Raw genomic sequence first — 24,479 nt, forward strand, 5'->3', positions numbered from 1 at the left:
AGAACGAAAAAAGCCGCATTACAGCGGCTTACAGATAGGATATTTTCAATTAAGATAAATTGGTATCGTTACTCGTAATAAGCTTTGCCTTCTTCGGCCATAGCAAGTAGCGGCTCCGCAGGTGTAAATACAGGGTTGTCAGCTGCATATGTTGATAGCTCTGAACACACCTTATTGGCGCCTTTTTTGTCCATATAACTAAAAGGGCCGCCCAAGAATGGAGGGAAACCAATACCGAAAATAGCGCCGATATCACCATCTCTCGCATTACGAATAATACCTTCGTCAAGACAGCGCGCAGCCTCATTGAGCATCTGCGCAACGCAGCGGTTCGCAATTTCCTGTTTATTCAACTTAGGAGAAGGCGTGACACCGAGTAACTCATAAACCGACTCGTCCACTTGCTTGCCTTTTTTACCTTCATAGGTATAGAAACCACGACCAGATTTGCGACCTAGACGTTTGCTATCTATCATACGTGCAAAAGCATCCGGCGCCTTAAAGCGAGCACCTAATTCTTTTTCTAGGATTGGCGCTATCTTAGAACCAATGTCTACACCTACTTCATCAAGAAGCGCAAGAGGACCAACTGGGAAACCAAACTCAACCAAGGCTTGATCGATTTTCTCTATCGGCTCACCGGCAAGCAAAAGACTTGCCGCTTCGTTGACATAAGGTGCCAGAATACGGTTTACGTAAAAACCAGCTTTGTCTTTTACGACGATTGGTGTTTTCCCTTGCTTACGAGCAAAAGCCACAGTGCGCGCAATAACCTCATCACTGGTGGTGTCGTGCGGAATGATCTCCACCAGCGGCATTTTTTCTACTGGTGAGAAATAATGCAAACCAATTACGTTTTCAGGACGCGTCGCTTTTGCCGCGATTTGGCCGATTGGTAATGATGAAGTATTACTTGCAAATATCGTACTCTCACTACATTCGCGTTCAATATCCGCCACCATCGACTGTTTAAGGTCTAAGTCTTCAAATACGGCTTCAATCACCATGTCTGTGTGTTTAAAACCAGAGTAATCTGTTGTCCCCGTGATCATATTCAAAGTTGACTGCATCTCTGCCTTTGAAATAATACGACGCTTTTGGCGTTGCGTTAGGATCTTATAGCTGTAATTTAATGCGTTGCTAATGCCCTGATGCGCAACATCTTTAATACGTACCGGAGTGCCTGCTTTAACCGCACTAACATGGGTAATACCTGCGCCCATTAAGCCACCACCTAGCACTGCAACACGCTTCACAGGAGCAAGATCTTCACCTTGGAAATCCTTTTTCATTTCCGTTGTTGCAAAGAAAATCCCACGTAGCGAGCGCGATACTTCAGACATCACTAAATCAGCAAAACCCTCGGCTTCGGTTTTATAACCTTTAAGCTTGTCCAGCTCTACAGATGCACGTACCGCTTTGATGATAGCGAGCGGCGCAGGATAGTGACCACCCGTTTTCTTCTCAACATTTTCTTGTGCTTTTTTGAAAATGATATTGCGTCCGAACGGGTTAGACTCTAGCAATTGGCTAATTTTGTCTAAATTTGGTTTGCGAGGCTTAGGCTTACCTTTTCTGGCAAGCTTCACCGCTACGTCGAGTAAAATACTGTGCGGCACGGAATCGTCAACTAAGCCCGCTTTTTTCGCTTGCTTAGGTCGAACTTGTTTACCAGTTAGCATCCATTCAAGTGCTTTTTGAATACCAACTAATTTCGGTAGACGCTGTGTACCGCCACCGCCTGGCAATAGACCAAGCTGTACTTCTGGAAGACCCAATTTAGTCTTGCTGTCTTCAGTACATACCCGGTAATCACACGCCAGCGCAAACTCCAAGCCACCACCCAGTGCTACACCGTGGATCGCGGCAACGGTCGGGAATGGTAAATCAGCCAATTTAAAGAAGGTTTTATGACACATTTCCGAAATCGCTAACGCATCTTCACGGGTTTTCGCGCTGTCTAGCATTTTAATGTCTGCACCCGCGATAAAATTATCGTCTTTACCACTGATAAAAACCATACCCGTTACGTCGTCTTGCTTACTCTTTGCGATGATCTCTAATAATTCATCAGCAAATGTATCACGTAGGGTGTTCATTTTTTCGCCCGGCACGTCGATGGTGACGATGGCGACTTTATGGTCGTTTAATTCATAAGAAAATACTGACATTATGCGCTCTCCAATACGAATGCTGCTCCAAGACCACCTGCAGCACAGGCTGTTGTCAATGCAAGGCCACCGCCGCGGCGCTTAAGCTCATGTAGGCTTTGCGTGATCAAGCGTGCGCCAGTTGCTGCGAATGGGTGACCATATGCAAGTGAACCACCAAGCACGTTAAACTTATCCATGTCGATTTCGCCAATTGCTTTACTGCGACCGAGTTTTTCTTGCGCGAATTTGTCTGAGCCAAACATTTTCATATTGGACAGCGCTTGCGCTGCGAAAGCTTCATGCATTTCTATCAGGTCAAGATCAGCAAGGGTAATACCCGCTCGGTCAAGTGCTACAGGCGTTGAATGTGCAGGACCCATCAACATATCTTCGTGTACGCCGATAGCAGAGAAGGCGAAACTACGCACATAACCTAAGATGTCATAACCAAGCGCTTTAGCTTTGCTTTCGCTCATCATTAATACTGCCGCTGCACCATCGGTCAGTGGCGTTGCATTTGCTGCTGTTACTGAGCCGTGCTGTCTGTCAAATACAGGCTTTAACTTGGCGTAGCTTTCCAATGAAGAGTTTTCACGGATGTTATTATCTTTATCAATAAAGCTTTTGTATGGCTCAACATGGGCAGCCATCACTTCATTGTTTAATAAGCCTTCCGACCACGCTTTTGCAGCTAAGGTATGTGAGCGGTGCGCCATCGCATCTTGATCTGCACGGCTGATCCCGTGAGTCTTAGCCATTTGCTCAGCGGTTTGCCCCATTGATAAGCCAGTTGAATATTCTGCAACTGCCGGTGGCACTGGCAGTAAGTCTTTGAGTCTTAGCTTTGAGAAAATCTGTAAACGCTGCTTAAGCGTACGTGCTTTGTTCAAGTCAACAAGACTACCTGCAAGCTTTTTGCTCACGCCGATCGGTAGCACTGATGAAGAATCCGCACCACCAGCAACACCCACACTCACTTGGCCTGAAATAATGCTCTCTGCAACGTTAGCAATCGCTTGGAAACTGGTTGCGCATGCACGTGATACAGAGTAAGCATCAACAGAAACTGGCATGCCAGTGCCAAGCACGATTTCACGCGCAATGTTTGGTGCTTCCGGCATTTGTACAACTTGGCCGAATACCAGTTGGTCGATTTCTTTACGATCGAAGTTCAAACGCTCAAGCATTTCGTTGACGACGATTTTACCTAAATCTAGGGCTGGAACGTGGTGAAAAGCGGTAGCTTGCTTTGCGAATGGCGTACGCAGGCCGCTCACGATAGCGATTCGGTCGCCTTTTGATGTTTTTAGTATGTTTTGTTCAGACATGAATTTTGCTCTCCCGCTGACAGGTCTGACCTGTTAATTTCCTCCGATTCTAAACAACCAAATCGAAGTTGCCAATAGCAAAGCACGAAATGGCTGCTTTTTAAACCGTGAAAACCAACTTTAGATGCTTTTTCAAGCAATCTCAAAGTATTTGAAATTGTTATTTAAAATTTATGAACTTTTCTAAAATTATGGGTCTAATCAACTTGATTATTCATTCCGCGTCCATATAACTATTTTTATTTTTGTCGGCTTAAAAGGCAGTCTCATGGCAGTAAACGAGTTTTCTCAACTAAAAGAATATTTAGATACCCAAATTTTAGGACAAAGTGCACTGACCGAATCCTTGCTTATCGCGCTTTTAGCAGATGGTCATTTATTGGTTGAAGGCCCCCCAGGTCTAGCTAAGACCCGTGCAGTAAATGCGCTGGCTAAAGGCATTGAAGGGAGCTTCCAACGCGTCCAATTTACCCCTGACTTATTGCCTTCTGATGTAACTGGTACAGATATCTATCGCCAACAAACCAATGAATTTGTATTTGAGAAAGGCCCGCTTTTTCATCATTTGATTTTGGCTGACGAAATCAACCGAGCGCCAGCCAAAGTGCAATCAGCGCTACTAGAAGCAATGGCCGAACGCCAGATAACCGTTGGCAAAACAACGTATCCGTTACCTGAGCTATTTATGGTAATGGCAACACAAAACCCGCTTGAACAAGAAGGTACATACCCGCTACCGGAAGCGCAGCTTGACCGCTTTTTACTCCATCTGAATATCGATTATCCGGATGCAGAAACCGAGGTCGATATTTTGCGCCTCACTCGCGGCGAGGCGCTGGAGGAGTATCAAGCAACCTTCACACCTATTAGTCAAGCAACCCTATTTGAGGCCCGTAAAACCGTACTAAGCATGCACCTTGCCGAGCCTCTGGAGCAATATCTTGTACAATTAATTATTGCGACCAGACAGCCACAACGCTTTGATGCAACGCTTGCAAGCTGGATTGATTATGGTGCGAGCCCTCGAGCTACAATTGCGCTTGATAAATGTTCTCGTGCTCATGCGTGGCTACAAGGCAGAGACTTTGTCACCCCAGAAGATATTCAAGCTGTGGTGCATAACGTGCTACGTCACCGTATCGTGCTGAGTTATGAGGCACAGGCGGATGGGATCACCAAAGATCAGGTGATCAGTAAGATTTTAGAATTGGTTGCTGTTCCATAATACTATGAACGACATCAAGCAGTTTAATTCAGCCAGCTGGTTTAATGAAAGCCACAGTAATGGTGTCGAACTCGGCCTGAAAGAGCTACTTTTTTATAAGTCCAAAGCGCATTTACTTTCGCTCAAACCGAGAGGAAAAGTGAAAAGTGCTCAATCAGGACAATACCTTGCACCGCATAAAGGTCGAGGTATGGAGTTCGCTGAAGTCAGACAATACCAATATGGTGATGATATTCGTGCGATTGACTGGCGAGTTACCGCGCGTACCGGTGAAGCACACACGAAACTCTTTCAAGAAGAGAAAGAACGCCCCGTTTTTGTATTTTGTGACTTTTCCTCAAGCATGCTATTTGGTTCAAAGCTGTTACTTAAGTCGGTGCTTGCGGCGCACTTAGGCATTTTGGTGTCTTGGGCTGCATGCCAACGCGGCGACCGTGTTGGTGGTGTGGTATTTAATGACAGCAATCACCACGAGCTAAAACCGATTGCTCGCGACCGAGGAGTGCTTGCGCTAGCTCATCAGTTTTGTGCCCTACACGAACAAGCATTAATTCAAAAAGAGACTCACTCCTCGGGGGATCGTTTCAATGAGAATTTAAAACGACTTGTGCATCTAGCCAAACCCGGCAGCCTGATTTATCTCATTTCGGACTTTACGGAGTTGAATGATGAAAGCTTTAAATTGCTAGAGCGCACCGCTCGCCATAACGAAGTAATTGGTTGTATGGTGAGCGATCCTTTTGAGCATCATCTGCCTGAATACAGTCAAGCGATTGAGGTCTCAGCTGGTGAACAAAACTGGACATTGCCCTTGATGGACAAGCAATTTAGAGACAAATTCTCGCAAAATGCGTCTGACTTTTTCAATCGAAGATTAGCGCTACTTAAGCGCTCTGGTATGTCGTTAAAAAAGTACGACGCGTCATTACCAATCGAATTACAAATCATGAGGGGTTAAATGCAAGTCAATCCACTCGACCAGCTTAATGATGTGGTCATCCCTCAAAGCGTGAGCTGGTGGCCATTTTCTTATCCAATGTGGGGAGCCATTTGTGTTCTACTCACAATATTTGGGGCTACGTGTTGGCTATTATATCGTCGCCAGCAATTTTTAAAAGCAAAAAAGGAAGCCGTAAAACTGAGTCATTCGCAGGATAATGCCCAAGCATTACACACCATACTCAAACGTTTAGTAAAACATTATTACGGTGATACCGCTGCGAGTAGATCGGGCCAAGAATGGTTAACACTGCAAACAAAACTCACACGCGTTGAACTCACTCAGCAAGAGCTTGACTCGTTATATGCTCCGACTCAAGACCCCGCACTCAGCGATAAACTATGTCGTGCGATCAATACCTTCAAAGTGAAGGAGCGTCTCGATGTTTGAGTTTAGTTGGCCCCTTGCCTTTTTATTGTTACCTCTGCCTTGGCTAATTGCGAAGTTTAAACCGAGTATCGCGCAGACCAACATCAATATTCGTATGCCAAGTGCCGCAAAGTTACAACTCGCGAGCACAAATCAACTCAATAAGCGCATAAAAGTAAGCCTAGTGGAAACACTCATCTGGCTACTACTGGTAACCGCAGCGGCAAACCCGACTTGGCTTGACGACCCAATCGTTGTGCCAAACGAGGGCCGCGATATTATGCTTGCCGTTGACTTGTCGGCTTCAATGACAGAGCAAGATATGGAATACCAAGGTCGCTTAGTGGACAGATTGTCTGTCGTCAAAGCCGTTGTTAGCGACTTTATCGAAGCGCGCCAAGGGGATCGTCTGGGGCTTATTCTTTTTGGTGACACCGCGTTTTTGCAAACGCCACTCACCCGAGATTTAGCGACGGTTAGCCAAATGCTTAGTGAGGCACAAATTGGTTTAGTTGGACGCGCCACAGCGATTGGCGATGCTATTGGTTTGTCGGTAAAGCGTTTTGGTAAACGTGAACAAAGTAACAAAATCTTGATTTTGCTGACCGACGGTCAAAACACCGCGGGCAACCTTCAACCAGAAGAAGCACTGATCTTAGCCCGAGAAGAAGGCATAAAGATTTATACTGTTGGTGTTGGCTCAGATGGTAGACGCGGTTTTGGTTTATTTGGTTTTAATTCTATGGCTGGTAGTAGTATCGACGAGAAAACGTTGCAACATATCGCCAAAGAAACTGGTGGGCAATATTTTCGCGCAAAAGACGTGGAAGGCCTACAACAGATCTACGCTATGCTCGATGATCTAGAGCCGATAAGTGATGAAACACAGACTTTCCGTCCTAAGATTTCACTGTTTTATATTCCTCTCCTCGCGATACTCGGCTTGCTTTTTGTGGCTCAGCTAAGTCTCGTATTAAGAACAAAATTAAGAGGGTAAATAATATGATGGAATTTGAATTTATTCGCCCACACCTGCTTTGGTTGCTTATTCCTTGGGTGGTATACAGTGCATTGCAATGGTCTAAAAAGTCCAATCAAAAATCAGCGCAACTTATCGCACCGCACCTGATGAAGGTGGTGATGGGAGCCGATGGTCAAAAACACCAAAAACAAAGTAACTCTTGGCTTGGTATTGTGTTCTTTTTGTTAGCCATTATTGCGGTTGCGGGACCAAGTATTGAAAAACAAGAAGTACCGGTTTTTAAAACTCAAGCACCTAGAGTGTTAGTGTTGGATATGTCTTATTCTATGTACTCAACCGATCTCGCGCCAAACCGCTTAACCCAAGCGAGATTTAAAACTTTAGACATGCTAAAGCAATTTAAAGAAGGCGAAACAGGTTTAGTTGCCTATGCAGGCGATGCTTTTACCGTGTCGCCACTCACAACTGATGTCACTACTCTTGAGAACTTGATCCCAAGCCTTCGTCCAGAGATCATGCCCTCAAAAGGCTCTAACGTATATGCAGGTATCGAAGAAGCCGTTAGCTTGTTAACAGGTGCAAGTGCAACCTATGGTGACATTATTTTGGTAACCGATGGACTTGAACAAGAAGACGCAGAAGATGTACAAAAGCTTCTTTCTGACAGCTCATTTAAGCTGAGTATCTATGCCTTAGGTACGGCGCAAGGCGCACCAATCAAATTACCTGAAGGCGGCTTTTTAAAAGACCAATATGGTCAGATAGTGGTGCCAAAGTTATTCCCGACTCGACTTGAAAAACTCGCTAGAGTAAAAGGTGGAAAGTTTGCCAGCTATACTGCTGACAGCAGTGACATAGAGACATTTAAGCCTAATTTGGGTGCAAATACATCGGTGCTTAAACGCGACCAAGAAAGTGCTAAGTGGCGAGTAGATGCGGGAATATATCTGTTGATTGTACTTATTCCACTCGCACTGTTATTGGTTCGAAATCACGCAGTTATGCTCAGTGCTTTGGTTGTTTTTGCGATGTTGCCACAGCAAAAAGCGCTGGCGAATGAATGGACACAGTGGTTTAAAAATAGCGACCAAAACGCGCTGCAGGCCTACCAAAATGAAGCGTTCGATGAAGCTGCTCTTGCCGATAATCCGGTATTAAAAGGTGCAGCCCTATATAAAGCTGGAGATTACGAAGGAGCGGTAAAAACACTCGAACAAACAAGCTCAGTAGAAGGCCAATACAATTTGGGCAATGCGCTAGCACGGCTTGGTAAGTTAGACGACGCAATTTCTGCCTACGAAAAAGCCTTATCCCTAGATCCTGATTTTACGCAAGCGAAGGATAATAAAGCGTTAGTCGAAGCGTTAAAGGATCAGCAAGAGCAGCAAAATCAGCAAGACCAACAAGGTCAGCAGGACCCAGCAAGACCAACAAGGTCAGCAAGACCAACAGAATTCACAAGCAGGAAGTGAGTCAGAACAAAACAACAACGAGCCAGAGCTAGATGCTGCCCGCCAAGACCAGCAAGCAGCCAAGGAACAAACTCAAGAGCAAAAACAACAGCAAGCGCAAGCCGCACCTACGCCCGATCCCGAGCAATCACCGCAGGATGAAGAAAAGGCACAGGCTGCAATGATGCAAGATAGTCGGCCACTTACCCCTGAAGAAATTGAGAAAGCGCAACAGCTTAATCAACTGCTTAGAAAAGTACCCGATGATCCGGCCATATTATTGAGAAATAAAATGCAACTAGAAGCACAACAACGCAAACAAAGACGTCTACCAAGAGGAGCTGAAAAATCATGGTAAAACGCATTCTATTTTTTCTGTCTTTGTTGATATTAAGCCACGCCTCGTTGGCATTGGAAAATCTCACAGCCAGCGTAGACAAAAACCCAGTGCTCGCAGGTGAATATTTCACGTTGTCGATTATCGCTGAGGGTAAAGTCAAAGGCACCATTCCTGATGTTTCGGTGCTTAGTAACGACTTTATCACCAGCCCGGTGAATACCAGCTCAAGAACCAGTATCATTAATGGTAGCGTTTCAAGCTCCACTACCTGGCAAATGCAGCTCGTTGCTCGCACTCCGGGTACTTACACCATTCCTGCGTTGGAAGTAGATGGTGAAACGACCCAGCCGATCGAAATTAAAGTTGTTGCTCGTGATGATGAGCAGCAAAGTGAAGATATATTCGTAAAAACCGAACTCAAGACAAAAAATCTCTATGTTCAACAGGCTGCGCTTTATACCGTTAAGCTCTATGTAGGAAAAGAACTACTAGATGGTCAACTGAGTGCCCCAATCTCAGATGGTGCTAATTTCACACAATTGGGCAAAGCCAATGAAGAATACGAAGTTATTGACGGTCGACGCTACATGGTGCTCACTCGCGAATATATGATCCAACCACAAAAAAGTGGTGACTTCAGCATAGAGCCGCCGATCTTCAACGGCCAGATCAGAGATGGCTATCGTAGAATGGCGACTTCTGCGGTTGGCAATACCATTGACTTTTCAGTATCTCCAATTCCAGCTAACGCTGCTGATAACTGGCTACCCAGTGAATATTTGAATTTTTCTGAAGAATGGCAGCCCAAAGATACCGAGTTTATGGTTGGGACGCCCATCACGCGAACACTAACACTCACTGCAGTAGGTGTTACTAAAGAGCAGCTTCCTGACATTCAGCTTGAAGACGTTAATGGCTTTAGAATTTATCCAGACGCGTCTGAACGTAAGCAAATTACCCGAGATGGAAAAGTCATCTCACAGTTAACTATTTCTTTTGCTTACCTACCGCAACTTGCCGGTGATTTTACTCTGCCCGAAGTAAAACTACCTTGGTTTAACACCATCACTAAACGTGAAGAGTTTGCGACATTACCAAGTAAGTCTGTCAGCGTGATTCATGACCCAAATCAGCCTGCCTTACCACAGGCCGCTCCAATCACGCAACCGCTTTCAAGTCCAAGCGTAAATCCATCAACGGCTACGCAAACCAACGTGATCACAGAGCAAATTATCCCGCTGTGGATGTGGGGACTCGCCGCTTTCGGATACGTATTATGGCTAATAACATTACTAATATGGCGCCTAAGGGCAAAACCTGCCTCAAACCCACTAGTCAATACGGTCACTGATGAAAATCCAGCACCTTTTATTTCGTTTGAAGAAGCGGTTAAGCAAGATAACCCAGCGGGCTTTTATCAAGCGCTACTGCGCTACACCAAACAACAAAATATCACCATGACACAATGGCTAGCACTTCAACCCAGCTCATTGCGAGCACAGGTACAAACGCTACAAAGCTCGCTGTATGGAGGCAATAGCGCAAAAGTAGACTTGTCTCAACTATATGGTGAAATTAAAACCAGTGTAAAAAGCACTGTTCACGCAAATAAAAGCCAGAATTTAGGCAATCTATATCAATAAGCGCCTCAGGGCGCTTTTTTATTGCAAGACGAACTAGATTTGTTAGTAAATAATTAACAGATCCATTATGCTTGGTGTGAGATACACTCCCAAAATCAACTAAAATAAAATACGTTTTTGTTGAAATAAACCTGCAAAAAGATAGGTCTCATAGATATGGCCAGTAAACAACATCACTACGAGTCACTGGTTCGGATGTACCACAAAGAGCTATATAAGTTCGCTTATTGGTTGTCTGGCGATCCGACAATAGCAGAAGACTTAGTACAAGAAACTTTTTTGCGGGCTTGGCGCGCACTCGATTCATTACAAGATGAAAATGCAGCAAAGCCTTGGTTATTAACTATTTTAAGACGAGAGAATGCACGTCGTTTTGAGCGCAAGCAATTTGACTATGCGGAGGTTGAACAAGATACGCTGGTCGACGATACCAGTTCGGCTTTGGATGATGCAATGGAGCAAACCGTTGTGCAACGACAAATAGCCAACTTAGCACCAGAATATCGTGAACCACTGCTACTGCAAGTGGTGATGGGATGCTCTGGGGATGAAATCGCCGATATACTTGAGCTGAATAAAAACACGGTGATGACAAGGTTATACCGTGCTCGCAACCAGCTAAAAGACGCTTTAACGACTGAATATGAACCAATAAAGGGGGCATCAAACTGATGGATGAACTCGAATTTCGACGCCGCCTCGTTGCTGATCCTCATGATGAAGAGGTCAAGAAACAGGCCAAACAGCAACCTGAGTTGCAAGCACTGGTCGAAGAAATGCAAGCTTTCGACGATTTCTTGGGAAAATCACTCGATATTGATGTGCCTGAGGGGTTGGCTGATAAGATAATTGCAAAGCAAAAGGAGCTTGAAACGGAAGAACACAAAGTAGTGAAAATGTCTTGGTTTAGACGCGCTACTGCACCATTTGCGATTGCCGCCAGTGTATTTTTTGCCGCCGTGGTCTTTTACTTTGGTGGTTTTGGACACCCTGTCGATACCGGTGAACATGCGCTTGCTCATGTGTATTACGAAGAAAATGCACTGCAAAAGCAAGAAACAGTGTCACTGCAAACCGTGAACGAGAAGCTCGCGATGTTTGGGGGTAAGTTCGACAACTTACCGGGTAAAGTGGTTTACGCGACATTTTGTAACTTTAAAGGCCAAAAAAGCCTTCACTTGGTTATGCAATCCGAGTTTGGTCCACTCACGGTTTTTGTCGTGCCAGCTGGTCAACAAAGCACGATTGACGGCAAAGATAGTTTTGGAGATAGCCGCTTTGAAGGCTTAATTGCTCATGATGGTAAAGCCAACACCATACTGGTGGCAAACCGAGGTACGCCGATTGAAACCTTCCAATCAGAAGTGACAAGCTCACTACGCTGGTTATAACGCCACCGCCCCACTCTTTGGGGCGGTGTCTCAATATCCTTACTAAACCTCTCAAAATACAAATTTAATTGAGGTACATACCTATTTAAATAGCCATGTTAGTTCTTTACAATGGCGGCAGTTATTTTGGTATATAGGAACTTTATGAAACATTTCATTGTGTTACTTTCCCTTGTTTCTTTTTTATTTACAGCCAGTTTTAATGCTGAAGCAAGAAAGAAGTTTGGTAGTAAGAGCTCAGGAAAAACCCAGCAAACACAAACAACCCAGCAAAAGCAGCAAACTGATACACAAGCATTAAATGCAAAATCGACTACGACACCTAAGTCAAGTAAAAAAGGCATTATGGCCGGTGTACTTGGCGGATTACTAGCCGGTGGTCTAATTGCCGCAATGCTTGGCGATGATTTTGAAGGATTTCAATTCCTTGAAATGATTTTGCTTGCCGCTGCTGCCTTTTTAATCTTCAAATTGGTTAAAGGCATGCTTGCAAAAAAACAGCAGCCAAGTTATGCCGGTGCGCCGCATATGGGTGGCTACAACAATACGCCACCACCACAACAATTTCAAAACCAAGGATCAATTGGCGGTGGTTTTGGCGCAAGTAGCGTGCCTATGAACCTGCCTAGAGATTTTGATATCAACGGTTTTTTACAAGGCGCAAGGCAACATTATCAAACCATTCAAACCGCTTGGAATAACAACGACTTTTCGACGGTTTCTGAATACTTGAGTCCAGAGTTGGTTGAAGAGTTCAAACGTGAGCGAGAGCAGCAAGGCGACGTTAACACTGAAGTGATGTTTGTTGATGCTGAGTTAGTCCGTGCAGATACACACCCTGACGTTTGGGAAGTTAGCATTAAGTTTACTGGCAAATATCGTGACCTCGGCGACATGCAAGAAGAACCTATCCACGAAATATGGCACTTAGAGCGTAAAACGACGGGGGATGCCCCCTGGTTAATCGTTGGTGTTGAAGAGCTAGCGGCCTAATTCATCAACTTTAGTAAAAATTACACTCAACTTGTTTATTCACCAAGTTGAGTGTTTATTTGCAGCACTGCTCTATCCTCACCCAAACACACTTCAATATCTGCGATGTTTGGTAAGCTTTGCATCCCCCATACCGAAAGGCGTTGAAATGGCTGGATGAATTGTCTAACTTGCTCATCACTCATCCCCTTTCCAGTCGATGCTTTGAGCATATGCTCTTGTTGCAGGCGCCACTGATATACTCTGTCGAAGCTCATTCCATTTAAATAAATGAGACTATCTAATTGTGAAAAAATAGCTTGATACTCTTCACATAAAATGTGATTCACTTGTAAGCGAAACGAACCGTCTTTATCAAACTCTTGCTCAAATTGATTAACGGGAGATGCTAACGCATCGCTAGGCTGCGGCTCCACTCCCATACACCATCCCTCGATAATAAGTACCTGTAAACCCGCATCAACTTTTCGCCATTTTGATTTTGGCAACTTCCTATCTATTGATTTATCAAATACAGGTAAAGTCAGTGCTGCGCCGCGTTTAAACCTGTCTATAACATCTTGTAATAGTTGCAGATCATGAGTACCAGGCAAGCCTCTTTGTTGAAACAGCGGATGAAACTTTGAAGCAAGCACTGCCCGCTCTTCTGGGTCTAAATAAAAATCATCAAGCGACACACACTTACAGGTAATGCCAACCTCCCTAAGTTGTTTACAAAGAGAATAGCTGAGTGTTGATTTTCCAGAGCCCTGAACGCCAGACACCCCGATAACTAGTGTTTTTTTAGAATTAAATATTCCAAACCCTATTAGACTTTCGGCTAATTCCATATTTCTAAGCATTATTTTTCAGACTAGTAACCTTATGATTAGTATAGACTTAAATAAAACAAAAACACCACAACAAAAATAAAGTTACATTAAACTTGAATAATTTACATTAATAAATTATTTTTACCCTTCATTGATACATAAGCAATAGTACCAATATGGGTACTATTGCGTTTTTCACACAAAAACAATAAAGGAAATCACAATGAAACCACTGGGGAAGATACCATTTGCTAAGAGTACTCTCTGCCTTAGCATGCTGGCTGCATCAGCAAGCTTTTACGCAACCGCGGAAGAGCAACCAGAAGACGGTGCTAAAGAACAAATTGAAAAAATTACCGTTACCTCTCGTCGTAAAGAAGAAACCATCATAGAAATTCCAATGCAGGTTTCTACTATCTCAGCTATGGACATCGCTGATCGTAACTTAGTATCAGCAGAAGACTTTTATAGAACGCTTGCAGGGGCTGCTTCTCCTAGAGGTCAACTTATTTTGCGTGGCCTGAGTGGAGGTAACACTGCATTTCCAGATACAACCAGTGTTTTTGTCGATGATGTTCCTTTCACTTTTGAAAACTTAAATGACGTAGAGCGAGTTGAGGTTTTACGAGGACCACAAGGTACACTTTATGGCTCCAATGCTATCGGTGGTACGGTGAGGATCATCACTAAAAAACCTGTACTTGATGAGTTTGAATTTTTCGCATCTACACAGATTGGAAGTGAAAAAGATGTAGATGGTCTACATCGTAATATTTCAATGGGTGTTAACATTCCACTTGTTGATGATACATTAGCACTACGTGTAAGTGGTAATACAGAGCATGAACGTTACCAAATGGTTAACATGAATACAGGTGTTCAGGGTAACGCAGATCGAGGCTTTATCCGCAGCCAACTATTATGGCAAGTAGACCCAGAAACTTCTGTTACTCTCGGCTACGCACATACGACATTCAGCGACACAGGTACAACAACAGGTGACCGTTCTACACCAGGTTATTATTGGGACTACAGCTTAACTGCCAATGAGGAAGCGGCTTATGGGTATGATGTCGACTTCTTTAAAGTTTCTTGTCCTGAAACTGCAGAGCGTCCTCAATGTAACGCGGGTAACGCGCCAATCGCTAACAAGGGCGTACCACAAAAATACCAAGTGTGGGACTTAATGGACCCATGGTCTGATGCCACTAATGACCTTTTCACTTTAAATATTCAGGATGATAACTTCCTAGATATTGCGTCTTTAACTTACGCAGGCTCTCACCGTACTTATGAAGAAGACAGCATTCAAACTGCATGGAGTCGCTTAGATGCGTCAGATATGTTCCGTACTTGGATCATTGACCATCGCAAATATGAGCGCGTGACTCACCAACTGCGTTTCCAAAATATTGATGTAAACTCGCCTCTATCTTGGACTATCGGCGCTTACTATGACGAAGTTGAGTACGGCTATGATCCAGACTACCAAAACCAATATCATGAAAAAGGTGACAAAGTATCTGCGTTAGCACTTAATTGGTGGGGTGCGGATGCGACACAAATTGGTAAAGATACATTTGGCAACCCGCAAAACAACTGGAACCTTACCAACATTCGTGATTACTCAGAAGAACTCGCTTTCTTCGCGGATGTTGCATACGAATTTGATTTAGGTGATTCCGGTAGCCTTGAAGTGAATGGTGGTGTACGCCGCTTTGAACTTAAAGATGGTTCTCACTACACGCAAGAAGGTATTTGGGCAACTTCTGAAGATAATCTAAGTGGTGAAGAATCAGGTAACCGCTATAAGTTCAGTGTTTCTTACCGTCCAAGTGAAGAAATGTCTGTATATGGTTTATATTCAGAAGGATATCGACCAGGTGGTAACAATGGTCCATTAGCAGCTTCATGTGAGGCCGATCCACTTGCTAAAAACCGTAAAGACCGTTACACCTCTGATGCTATCGAAAACTACGAGTTAGGCTTGAAAGCAAGCGTACTTGACAGAAAGGTTGATTTCTCAGCCGCTATCTATCGCATCGATTGGACTGATATTAAAACTTCAGTATACATGGACACGTGTGGTTTCTCATATACAGCTAACGGCGGTGAAGCTAAGTCTGAAGGTTTTGAGTTTGAGTCAACGGCTCGTTTAACTGACGACTTAACGATGTCATTCAACACGTCGTATACAAGCTCAGAGATCACAGAAGACAATGATTCTATCTCCGCAAGTGCTGGTGATAAGATGACTATGGTACCAGAATGGAATGCATACCTAGCGCTTGATCAAAATATTCAATTGTTCGGTAAAGATGCTTACATCCGAGGCGAATACTCTTTCTATGATGAATATAAAACACACTTTAATGTTCGTGATGAAGACAAAACACCAGCATATAGTGTCTTTAATTTATCAGGACGTATTCAGCTAAGTGATAGTCTAAAACTAAGTGTATTCGTTAATAACCTATTTGATAAAGAAACTGCTACCTATATGCGTGCTCGCTCTAGAAACGCCAATAATTCAGCAGCTCAAGAGTATATTAACTACCTAAATGGCCGCACAATCAGTCTACGTGTTGATTATACGTTCTTTTAAGTAATAAAAAATGTGCCACCGTATAGGTGGCACATTCATTCTAGAAACACCTACCCCATCAGCTAATTAAAATTCTTAATATACTGGATCACTAAATTTCTGCCCTGTTGTGGCACATGACCGTCAATCAATCTTGGATCAAATACGGTGTATTTTTTATCAAAAAGATTTTCAGCTTTCAGTTGAATTTTAGCGTTATTATCCAAATTGAAAGAAACGGTGCCGCCGATGAGGTAGTAACTTGACTGCTCGAAATCATCGACAATTGACTCAGGGGGAGCAGGTATAAATGTTGTGTCTCTCCAAATTGCATTTAAAGTTACTTCTACCGCCTCTCTTTTATGAGTAAAGGCAAGTGCAGCAAACTTTTTAAAACTGCCATTTAATGGCTCGTCAAATAACTGGGTGTATGCGCCTTGTATCCAAGTTGTGCCACTCAGATTAAAATTAGCATTAATTTCAATACCCTGCATGCTCGTCTCAAAAACGTTATCAAATGTAAACTCCGCTTGTTCATCATCTATTGGGACTAGATTAATGAAGTCTTCAAGCTCATTATCAAATAACACTACATCAAACTGTTTAGACTCATCTTGATAGTGCCAAACAAGCTCTGTGGTTTTTACATATTCTGAAGTTAACTCCGAATTACCTGATGTAACATCATCGTTTGAATTAAGTTCGTTGCTCACAGGGGTACGAAAAGACTCACCATATTGCAACTTAAAAGTGTTAGCCTCATCGTAACCATAAACGAACGCGAGTCTAGGCGATAACTTATCATCTATGTCTTTTACTTCGTCATATCGTGCACCCGCGAACATACTCAGTTGCTCGCTAAACCGATACTTTGCTTGAACGTACCCAGCATATGAATCAAAGTCTTGTCGCAACGGATAAAAAGGGGCGTAATCAGATATGGTTTGAATACCACCTAAATAAGTGTGGTTATAGATGATGATATCACCGACACTTTGATCGTAATATGAGGTTCTAACGCCAGCTTTACTTTGTTCTTCTTTTGATAGCTCAACGCCAAAGTTCCACTGTAACCGGTCGTTTTGTTTAAAACCACCATCTAAGTTATAAGTTAAGTCTCTGGATTGCCAAGCTGGACCAACTAAGAAGTCCCCACCTTGCGTGATACCAATTTCTGCTGCTGTAACGATGAGTCCTGCACTTTCTATATTATGCTCAATAAAGCTTAGCTTATGCGTTAACTCTAGCTGCTCAGTAACTTGCCAATGATACTCAAATGTTGCTGCATAGTTCTCACTTTTATGCTCGTTTTCAGGGGAATAACGGGAAAGATTTAAAAACTCATCAAGTTGAGTACGGTTAAACCTTACTTGCCATGTTAACGCTTGATGGCTACCTCCAAATACAACAAAAAGTGATTCTAACGGGTCTTTTACAGCACCTCCAAAATAGCTATCCCCTGAGCGTTTATTAAATGCTACATTGGCATAGAGCCGTGTTTCATCCGACACTTGTCTTGAAAGATTCAACGCTGCTTGCGCACTACCGTGTTCACCATAACCAACAGAAAGCTGATTATTACGCTTTTTGGTAATAATATTCATCACGCCAAGAAAGGCGTTACTACCATATAGGGCGGAACCGGGACCTCGGATAAATTCAACTTTATTGATAATCTCAATCGGAATGTAAGGTGTGTAGACTGATGCTTTACCAAATGAGGACTCATTGAGCCTTTGGCCGTCAATCATCACTAACACATGTCCAGTATCCAAGTACACACCGCGAGTATGCTCTTTTGGCACAGCGCCTACCCAATCACCTCGAGTAGATTGAAAACCAGGTACAAAGTTCATCAAATCATAAACACTGTCGACACCTAGGCTATTTATTTGTTCTGAATTAAAAACAGTAATACTAGAGGGAACCGATGCTCTCGTTTCGTCGGTTTTGGTTGCGATAGACACATTTACATTCAACAGCTCTTCAAATGAAAGCTGATAAAGGTCGGAGTCCGTAGCTTCTGGTTCAGCGACTACCGCAAAAGGAATTAATAATGGCGTGACTTTAATTAAAGCGCTTAAGTTTTTCATATTATACGAGCTCTATGTTCCCACACTTCACTCGTAGTGTTAGATTACTCTAACCTACGTAGCAGCATATGATTAACTTAATAATACTTGCTCCTAGCCACTACGCAAGTTTTTGATTAGCCTTTTCTTTTAGACTCTAAGCCGATGCCAACTTTCTCGCTTTGAAATATTTAAATAAACCAATTAAAGACGCTGCGATCCAAAATAGCTCAATCACAAAGCTTGCAAGGTTAAAGTTATAACAAAGACTAATCAGTAGTAGGATCGCACCACTTAAATTCATTAAGTTATACGTTAAACTATCGGGAGATGCCTTTTCCAGCTGTAGCATAAAGAATGCACCAACAACCAAGAAAGTGCCTGTCATACCGATGATATCGAACATTAAATCGATCATGTTTTTTCCATTTAGCAAGACCCAAGAGGCTGGCCCAGTTCCATGGGAAGGGTCATTTTCATTCGTTGAAACAGCAAAGCCAAACGGCGAGATAGTAACAAATTGGAAAATTCAAGACAGGACATTTGTCTGATAACAACAAAAAGTGAGCAATGAAAATTTAAGTAATGACTACTTGAAGGTGACCTTGCCGCCAATTATTTTCAGTGCTGGCGCACCTCTCACTAATGTATCGCGGGCAAACTCTTGCTCACAATGAGGGCAGTTTATTTGGTTGGTGGTAAAATCTTGGGTGATCCGTTCTTTAAAACATTTAACTAGGCTGCCCTTGCCTCCCTTACGATACTTAAATAGCTGCTGGCGGCATCCAGCACAATAAATATCGACGGTTCTAACAGGGCCTTTTTTATTGGGTTTTGCCATACCGGGTTAGCTCATGATCCTAAGTACAAATGCAATGAGCGTAAACTGTAACACATGATAGCCACCGTTGACTAAAAACAGTTTCATCGGGCGCTGCTCAAATATATAGCTTATTCCTAGTGAGCAGGCGACGAAAAAGACTCCTACACCAAGCCCAACTCCGGTAGCCGCTAGCAAAGAGAGCGATAGATCAAGCATTACTGCCATAAACACAGCGGATAACAAAGACAACAAAAATGCGACGCCAAAAGTCATCTTGGGATCGCTCGTTTGTAGGTCAAGTTCTGTCAGTCCACATCCCTCCATCCAGGCTTTTTGAAACAGCATAGGAGAGTACCAAATACCACCTAACATAAAGGAAGACAAAGCGGCGAGAATAATTGCCCAAAGGTTTAATGCTTCAAATGAGAGTATCATCGACTAACTCAGCATATTTCATTTTATTTAATAATGAGTATAAGTGAAAACCTACTTATAAACAGGTTTCTTTTGTAATTTCCTCTGCAGCGTTCTTCTGTGCATGTTAAGTTGCCGCGCGGTTTCAGAGATATTACCTTCATTTGCCTTTAAAACTTGCTGAATATGTTCCCACTCTAGTCGTTCTGGAGACATGACTTCTTCCACAATTTCTTGGCCTTTCTCTCCCAATAGCGTTTGTACTATCAAGCTGGTACTTGCAGGTTTAGTTAAGTAGTCGTCAGCGCCCAATTTTATCGCCTCAACTGCAGTCGCAATGCTGGCATAACCCGTTAATAATACAATGCGAGCATTTGCATTGAGCTGCTTGATTTGTGTTATGAAATTTATTGAGTTGGCCTCGCCAAGTTTCATATCCAATAATATGTAGCTGAAAACCTCTTGTTTACAAGCCACCTGCATATCTTCAATGGAAGTAACATGCTCAACACTAAAACCTTGTTTTTCTAAGCGCCGTATTAATGTTTGTGCATAAGGCACGTCATCTTCAACAAGCAGTAACTTCATCACTCACCCTTGGTAGTTTAATCGTACATTTTGTCCCATAGCTAACATCGCGTTCAATGAGTAAATGTCCGCCAAGCCGTTCAATTGTCGCATGACTAAGTAGTACTGCCATGCCAAGTCCTGATTCACTATTCACTACATTGTGCCCCAGCTGCGCTAGCCTTTCTTCTGCAATTCCCTCACCTCTATCAAGTATGGTGATCACATGTTCAGTCGACTCTGAGGTAAATATCACGTCGATGTCAGTCTGTTTTGCTTGCTCATTTGCTCGCACACCGTTACTAATAAGATTTAAAATCGAAGGCATCAACATAGGATCATCGCACAGTGCCCCCTGAACATTAGTGATATCGAATCGAAAATGCTGCTGTGGAAATTGTAAATTCGTTAATTCTTTTAACTGCTCTGCAAGGTGCTCTACAGTTATCATTTGTTTAGACGCTGACTTTAAATACTCAGTGAATTCTCTAAAGACATTAAGCTGCTCCTTACATTTCCCAAGAGGTTCTGACATTTCTTGAACACATGCCTCTTTTGGATACGACTCCTCCAGCTCTTCGTGTAATAGCGCCAAATGTGCGATTGGCGTGGCGAGTTGATGGGTCGCTTGTGCGGCCGCACTACCTAATGCGATTAATTGCTCTTGCTGTAGCTGCTGCTCCCGCAACAAAGCAATAGCCCGCTCTTTTTTTCGATTTTGCTTTACCAATATGCTCACCACGGTAACAACGACTATGATAGTGAAAGTAAAGTTAACTAACATCCCAAGCAAGTGAGTGCTCATGTCCATATGGTGGACATGTTCATGAGACATTTTTATATAAAGATAGAGATAAGCACCAATCGCCCCAGCCGACACCATCAACATATTGATAGTTGGGATCGTTACTGCTGCAATAACCGTTGGCAGTACCAACAAGGACACGAATGCATTGGTTGCTCCGCCGGTCAGATCCAACAAAATAGTAAGAAACAAGATATCCGCCAACAATTGCATTGTCATGCCAATGGGCGCTGCTTCTTTTGTGTTACGGTAGGCGTAAATACTTAATAGCTGAAATACCGACTCCGCAGCCACCACCGCAGCCACAGAAACAAAATCAAATTGTTTACCAAAAACGACAGCCGCTATCGCTAGCATCACAATTTGGATAACGATTGCCACTGACCGCAACAGCAACAGTTGACCCAATGCAGAATTGGGAGAAAACGCAATTTTCATGAAAATCTAAGAAGCTAAGCTAAGATAAAAGAATTATACCTAATCTAACAAAAATAGGTGTGATCGAGGTCAGTTATATCGCGCTAATACAAACCTCTGCTTCGCTTTTATGGCAATACTGTGAAGGATTTGGTATAAATAAAAAATTGGCCAACTGGTCGGATTAGATTAAGAGACACTATGGTTTATGCAAAAATTACAGGCTGGGGAAAGTGTATTCCACCAGCTAGCATCAGTAATGATGAAATTAGCACTATCGTTGACACCAATGATGAATGGATAAGTACGAGAACAGGTATCAAATCCAGACGCGTTAGCCATGTGAGCACTGCTGAACTTGCAACGGTGGCCAGTCAACACGCTTTGGCATGTGCAGGGCTTGAAGGTAAAGATATCGATCTTGTGCTACTTGCTACCTGCACACCGTCAACTATGGTGGCAAATACAGCTTCTTTAGTACAAAAAAATATTGGCGCTATTGGTGCAGCAGCATGTGATACCAATGCAGCCTGTTCGGGCTTTTTGTATGCACTACAAAATGCCACCGCACAGATCCAAGCCGGTATGATTAAAAGAGCAGTCGTTGTTGCAGCTGAGCGGATGACTTGGTATGTAAACTGGGCAAAGCGTGACAGCGCAGTATTATTTGGCGACGGTGCAGGTGCTGTCGTGCTTGAAGCAAGTGACGAACCAACCGGACTATTAGGCACCAAAACTGGCTGTGATAGCACAGATAGAAGTATATTACACATTCCAAACTATGGTACTGATATGGATCGCTGTGCTGGCACCGGACCTTCTGATCTCTCTTTTGAGGGACGTGAAATCTTTAAGCGTGCTGTAAAAGGTATGAGTGAAGCATGTGATGATGTACTCGACCAAGCACAACTCTCATTAGACGATATAGATGTGCTTATTCCGCATCAAGCTAATCTTCGTATCATTCAAGCTATCCAAAATCGCTTGGAAATTGCAGATGATAAAGTCATGGTTAATATCGACAAGTATGGTAATACCTCAGCTGCAACAATTGCAATTGCACTGTGTGAAGCTGTCGAAAATGGTCTTATTAAGCCACACGCTAATATTATGTCGGCGGCATTTGGCGCAGGATTAACCTGGGCTGCCAGCTATTTGAAATGGGGAGAAAGAACGACCCCAATTGCGGTGTCGGATGCACGTTTACCTGATTGCGATAAAACAGGCCTTGAATTGATCGCACCAGCAGTGGCCGCAAGTCAAGCTCAATAACTAACCTATTCTCCCGAGTTAGGGTTAATTGCTCGATCTTGCCCTTGGGTGGGTGGTAATATTGCAATATTATTATCGCTCATCCAAGGAGTCTACTGTGCTCAAAGCGCATACTGAGATCAGTCAATTAGAACCACAAGCAATTTGGAAGTTTTTTGACCAAATTTGTGCCATTCCCCACCCTTCAAAGCACGAAGAAGCGCTAGCAAGCTTTATTGTTGATTGGGCTAAAAGCAAAAATTTAGACGTACGTCGTGATGATACAGGGAATGTATTCATCAAAAAGCCAGCGACGAGCGGCATGGAAAATCGTAAGCCTGTTGTATTGCAAGCGCACATTGATATGGTGCCACAAAAAAATGACGATACAGCACTCGATTTCGTTACCGATCCAATCAAGCCATATGTTGATAATGGCTGGGTAACTGCAACTGGCACGACGCTGGGTGCAGACAATGGTATCGGCATGGCCTCATGTTTAGCCGTATTAGACGCTGACGACGTTAAACATGGTCCACTTGAAGTGTTGCTAACCGTTGATGAAGAAGCAGGTATGAGTGGCGCGTTTGGTTTGCAATCTGGCTGGTTAGAAGGTGAAATCCTACTTAACACCGATTCCGAGCAAGAAGGTGAGATCTACATGGGCTGCGCAGGTGGTGTAGATGCATCCTTAACTCTACAACTCGCGCGAGAAGCGTTACCTAAACACCATCAAATATTTGAGCTGTCTCTAAAAGGCTTACGCGGCGGACACTCGGGTGTCGACATTCACACCGGCCGCGCCAACGCCAATAAATTGCTCGCAAGATTCTTAAAGCATCATATCGCAGACTTTGACCTAAGACTTATCGAGATCAGAGGCGGCTCCCTTCGCAATGCAATTCCGCGCGAAGCATACGCAGTCATTAGTTTTGATGAAGCGAAAATAAGCGAGTTCCAAGCGCTGATTGAAGCTTATGAAACCATCATTAAGCAAGAATTATGTGCCATAGAAACCGGGATCACATTTGCGCTCAACACTTCAACAAGTACCACATTACCAATGAGCCAAGCTTCCGAAAGCAAAGTATTAGCGCTTCTCAATGCTTGCCCTAATGGTGTTATACGCATGAGCGACGATATTCCAGGCGTTGTTGAAACCTCTCTTAATATGGGCGTAATTTCTACTACAGATAACAGTTTAGAAGTCCTATGTTTGATCCGTTCATTAATTGATTCTGGTCGCAGTGATGTCGAGGGTATGTTGCATTCACTCGCAGAGCTGACACAAGCTGATATTGAATTCTGTGGTGCTTACCCTGGCTGGAAACCTGATCCAAGCTCAGAAGTATTAGCTATTTTCCGTGATATGTATGAATCAATCTACGGTGAAAAGCCACATATTATGGTTATTCATGCTGGTCTTGAATGTGGTTTGTTCAAAGAGCCTTACCCGAACATGGATATGATTTCTTTCGGTCCAACCATCAAATTTCCACACTCTCCCGAGGAAAAAGTAGAAATTTCAAGCGTTGGTCTATATTGGCAGCAAATGAAAGGGATCTTAGAAAATATTCCTGAGAAGCAGTAAAACTAATCCAAAACTAATACCAATTTGACTTAATACTTGCTCAATTTGAGGGGGTTAAATCTGACGCTAGCTGTGTTAAAAATTTATCATTTAGAACAACTAAATAGCAAAATTTTTGCCAGGCTATCGACAAGATTTTCTTACCTCAAAATAGACCACTTAACTAGGGCCTGTTGACCTTTGCTGTTTGATTTTTGTTCTTCTGAGTGTGTTTTGGTCGCGACGCTCGACTTGCCGCCTAGTAATCTAGGCAAAAGTTGAGCAACAA

The 24,479-nt window shown here is 43.3% G+C and carries 20 protein-coding genes and 1 pseudogene; 12 read left to right on the plus strand and 9 right to left on the minus strand.

Annotation, left to right across the window (positions count from 1 at the left end):
• Positions 1–68: 68 nt before the first annotated feature.
• Both fadJ and fadI read right to left on the minus strand, forming a co-directional pair.
• Positions 69–2,171, minus strand: a complete 2,103-nt coding sequence (gene fadJ, locus BB427_RS10925; protein ID WP_069020710.1) for a fatty acid oxidation complex subunit alpha FadJ — start codon at positions 2,169–2,171, stop codon at positions 69–71.
• Positions 2,171–3,481 carry an acetyl-CoA C-acyltransferase FadI gene (gene fadI, locus BB427_RS10930; RefSeq protein ID WP_010605222.1) on the minus strand — a complete coding sequence of 437 codons (1,311 nt, stop codon included), beginning with the start codon at positions 3,479–3,481 and terminating at the stop codon, positions 2,171–2,173. Before fadI ends, fadJ begins: the two co-directional genes overlap by 1 nt.
• A gap of 268 nt (positions 3,482–3,749) precedes the next feature.
• Between fadI and BB427_RS10935 the strand changes: the two genes are divergently transcribed.
• The 9 genes and pseudogenes from BB427_RS10935 to BB427_RS10975 all read left to right on the plus strand — a co-directional run bounded on the left by BB427_RS10935 (position 3,750) and on the right by BB427_RS10975 (position 12,875).
• Positions 3,750–4,706 carry an AAA family ATPase gene (locus BB427_RS10935; protein ID WP_010377722.1) on the plus strand — a complete coding sequence of 319 codons (957 nt, stop codon included), beginning with the start codon at positions 3,750–3,752 and terminating at the stop codon, positions 4,704–4,706.
• 4 nt (positions 4,707–4,710) lie between these two features.
• The gene (locus tag BB427_RS10940) at positions 4,711–5,664 is read left to right on the plus strand and encodes a DUF58 domain-containing protein (RefSeq protein WP_069020711.1); all 954 of its coding nucleotides are present in this window, start codon (positions 4,711–4,713) and stop codon (positions 5,662–5,664) included.
• Complete coding sequence (locus tag BB427_RS10945; protein ID WP_069020712.1) at positions 5,665–6,096, plus strand: DUF4381 domain-containing protein; 432 nt, start codon at positions 5,665–5,667, stop codon at positions 6,094–6,096.
• Entirely contained in the window at positions 6,089–7,072 is a 984-nt protein-coding gene (locus BB427_RS10950; protein ID WP_069020713.1) for a vWA domain-containing protein, read from the plus strand. Before BB427_RS10945 ends, BB427_RS10950 begins: the two co-directional genes overlap by 8 nt.
• 8 nt (positions 7,073–7,080) lie before the next feature.
• Positions 7,081–8,866: pseudogene (locus BB427_RS10955) on the plus strand (VWA domain-containing protein).
• Positions 8,860–10,491, plus strand: coding sequence for a BatD family protein (locus tag BB427_RS10960; RefSeq protein WP_069020714.1), 1,632 nt, complete (start codon positions 8,860–8,862; stop codon positions 10,489–10,491). The pseudogene BB427_RS10955 and the gene BB427_RS10960 overlap by 7 nt, the downstream one beginning before the upstream one ends.
• 156 nt (positions 10,492–10,647) lie before the next feature.
• Positions 10,648–11,163, plus strand: coding sequence for a sigma-70 family RNA polymerase sigma factor (locus BB427_RS10965; RefSeq protein WP_010605216.1), 516 nt, complete (start codon positions 10,648–10,650; stop codon positions 11,161–11,163).
• The gene (locus BB427_RS10970) at positions 11,163–11,882 is read left to right on the plus strand and encodes a DUF3379 family protein (RefSeq protein WP_069020715.1); all 720 of its coding nucleotides are present in this window, start codon (positions 11,163–11,165) and stop codon (positions 11,880–11,882) included. Before BB427_RS10965 ends, BB427_RS10970 begins: the two co-directional genes overlap by 1 nt.
• Before the next feature lie 144 nt (positions 11,883–12,026).
• A complete protein-coding gene (locus tag BB427_RS10975) occupies positions 12,027–12,875 on the plus strand; it encodes a Tim44 domain-containing protein (RefSeq protein ID WP_069020716.1) in 849 nt (282 codons plus the stop codon).
• A 35-nt stretch (positions 12,876–12,910) separates the two neighbouring features.
• Here BB427_RS10975 and BB427_RS10980 read toward each other — a convergent pair whose 3' ends face one another.
• Positions 12,911–13,705, minus strand: a complete 795-nt coding sequence (locus tag BB427_RS10980; RefSeq protein ID WP_069020717.1) for a kinase — start codon at positions 13,703–13,705, stop codon at positions 12,911–12,913.
• Between the two features lie 205 nt (positions 13,706–13,910).
• Here BB427_RS10980 and BB427_RS10985 point away from each other — a divergent pair, with 205 nt between their 5' ends.
• Positions 13,911–16,292: a TonB-dependent receptor gene (locus BB427_RS10985; RefSeq protein ID WP_010379253.1), complete on the plus strand. Its 2,382-nt coding sequence runs from the start codon at positions 13,911–13,913 to the stop codon at positions 16,290–16,292.
• Positions 16,293–16,354: 62 nt separating this feature from the next.
• On the opposite strand, the gene BB427_RS10990 is transcribed toward BB427_RS10985, so the two are convergent.
• From BB427_RS10990 to BB427_RS11015, 6 genes are all read right to left on the minus strand, one after another.
• Complete coding sequence (locus BB427_RS10990) at positions 16,355–18,364, minus strand: TonB-dependent receptor plug domain-containing protein (RefSeq protein WP_069020718.1); 2,010 nt, start codon at positions 18,362–18,364, stop codon at positions 16,355–16,357.
• Between the two features lie 136 nt (positions 18,365–18,500).
• Complete coding sequence (locus tag BB427_RS10995; protein ID WP_010379248.1) at positions 18,501–18,761, minus strand: CBU_0592 family membrane protein; 261 nt, start codon at positions 18,759–18,761, stop codon at positions 18,501–18,503.
• Between the two features lie 171 nt (positions 18,762–18,932).
• Positions 18,933–19,184: a hypothetical protein gene (locus tag BB427_RS11000; RefSeq protein ID WP_010379245.1), complete on the minus strand. Its 252-nt coding sequence runs from the start codon at positions 19,182–19,184 to the stop codon at positions 18,933–18,935.
• Positions 19,185–19,190: 6 nt separating this feature from the next.
• A complete protein-coding gene (locus BB427_RS11005) occupies positions 19,191–19,601 on the minus strand; it encodes a DUF1761 domain-containing protein (RefSeq protein ID WP_045987898.1) in 411 nt (136 codons plus the stop codon).
• 51 nt (positions 19,602–19,652) lie between these two features.
• Complete coding sequence (locus BB427_RS11010; RefSeq protein WP_069020719.1) at positions 19,653–20,168, minus strand: response regulator transcription factor; 516 nt, start codon at positions 20,166–20,168, stop codon at positions 19,653–19,655.
• On the minus strand, positions 20,149–21,390 hold the full coding sequence (locus tag BB427_RS11015) for an ATP-binding protein (protein ID WP_069020720.1): 1,242 nt from the start codon (positions 21,388–21,390) through the stop codon (positions 20,149–20,151). Before BB427_RS11015 ends, BB427_RS11010 begins: the two co-directional genes overlap by 20 nt.
• Before the next feature lie 180 nt (positions 21,391–21,570).
• Here BB427_RS11015 and BB427_RS11020 point away from each other — a divergent pair, with 180 nt between their 5' ends.
• Both BB427_RS11020 and BB427_RS11025 read left to right on the plus strand, forming a co-directional pair.
• On the plus strand, positions 21,571–22,641 hold the full coding sequence (locus tag BB427_RS11020; protein ID WP_069020721.1) for a ketoacyl-ACP synthase III: 1,071 nt from the start codon (positions 21,571–21,573) through the stop codon (positions 22,639–22,641).
• Positions 22,642–22,738: 97 nt separating this feature from the next.
• Positions 22,739–24,211, plus strand: a complete 1,473-nt coding sequence (locus BB427_RS11025; protein WP_069020722.1) for an aminoacyl-histidine dipeptidase — start codon at positions 22,739–22,741, stop codon at positions 24,209–24,211.
• The last annotated feature ends 268 nt before the right edge of the window (positions 24,212–24,479 follow it).

It is taken from the genome of Pseudoalteromonas sp. BMB (genome assembly GCF_001709235.1).
GTDB lineage: Bacteria > Pseudomonadota > Gammaproteobacteria > Enterobacterales > Alteromonadaceae > Pseudoalteromonas > Pseudoalteromonas maricaloris.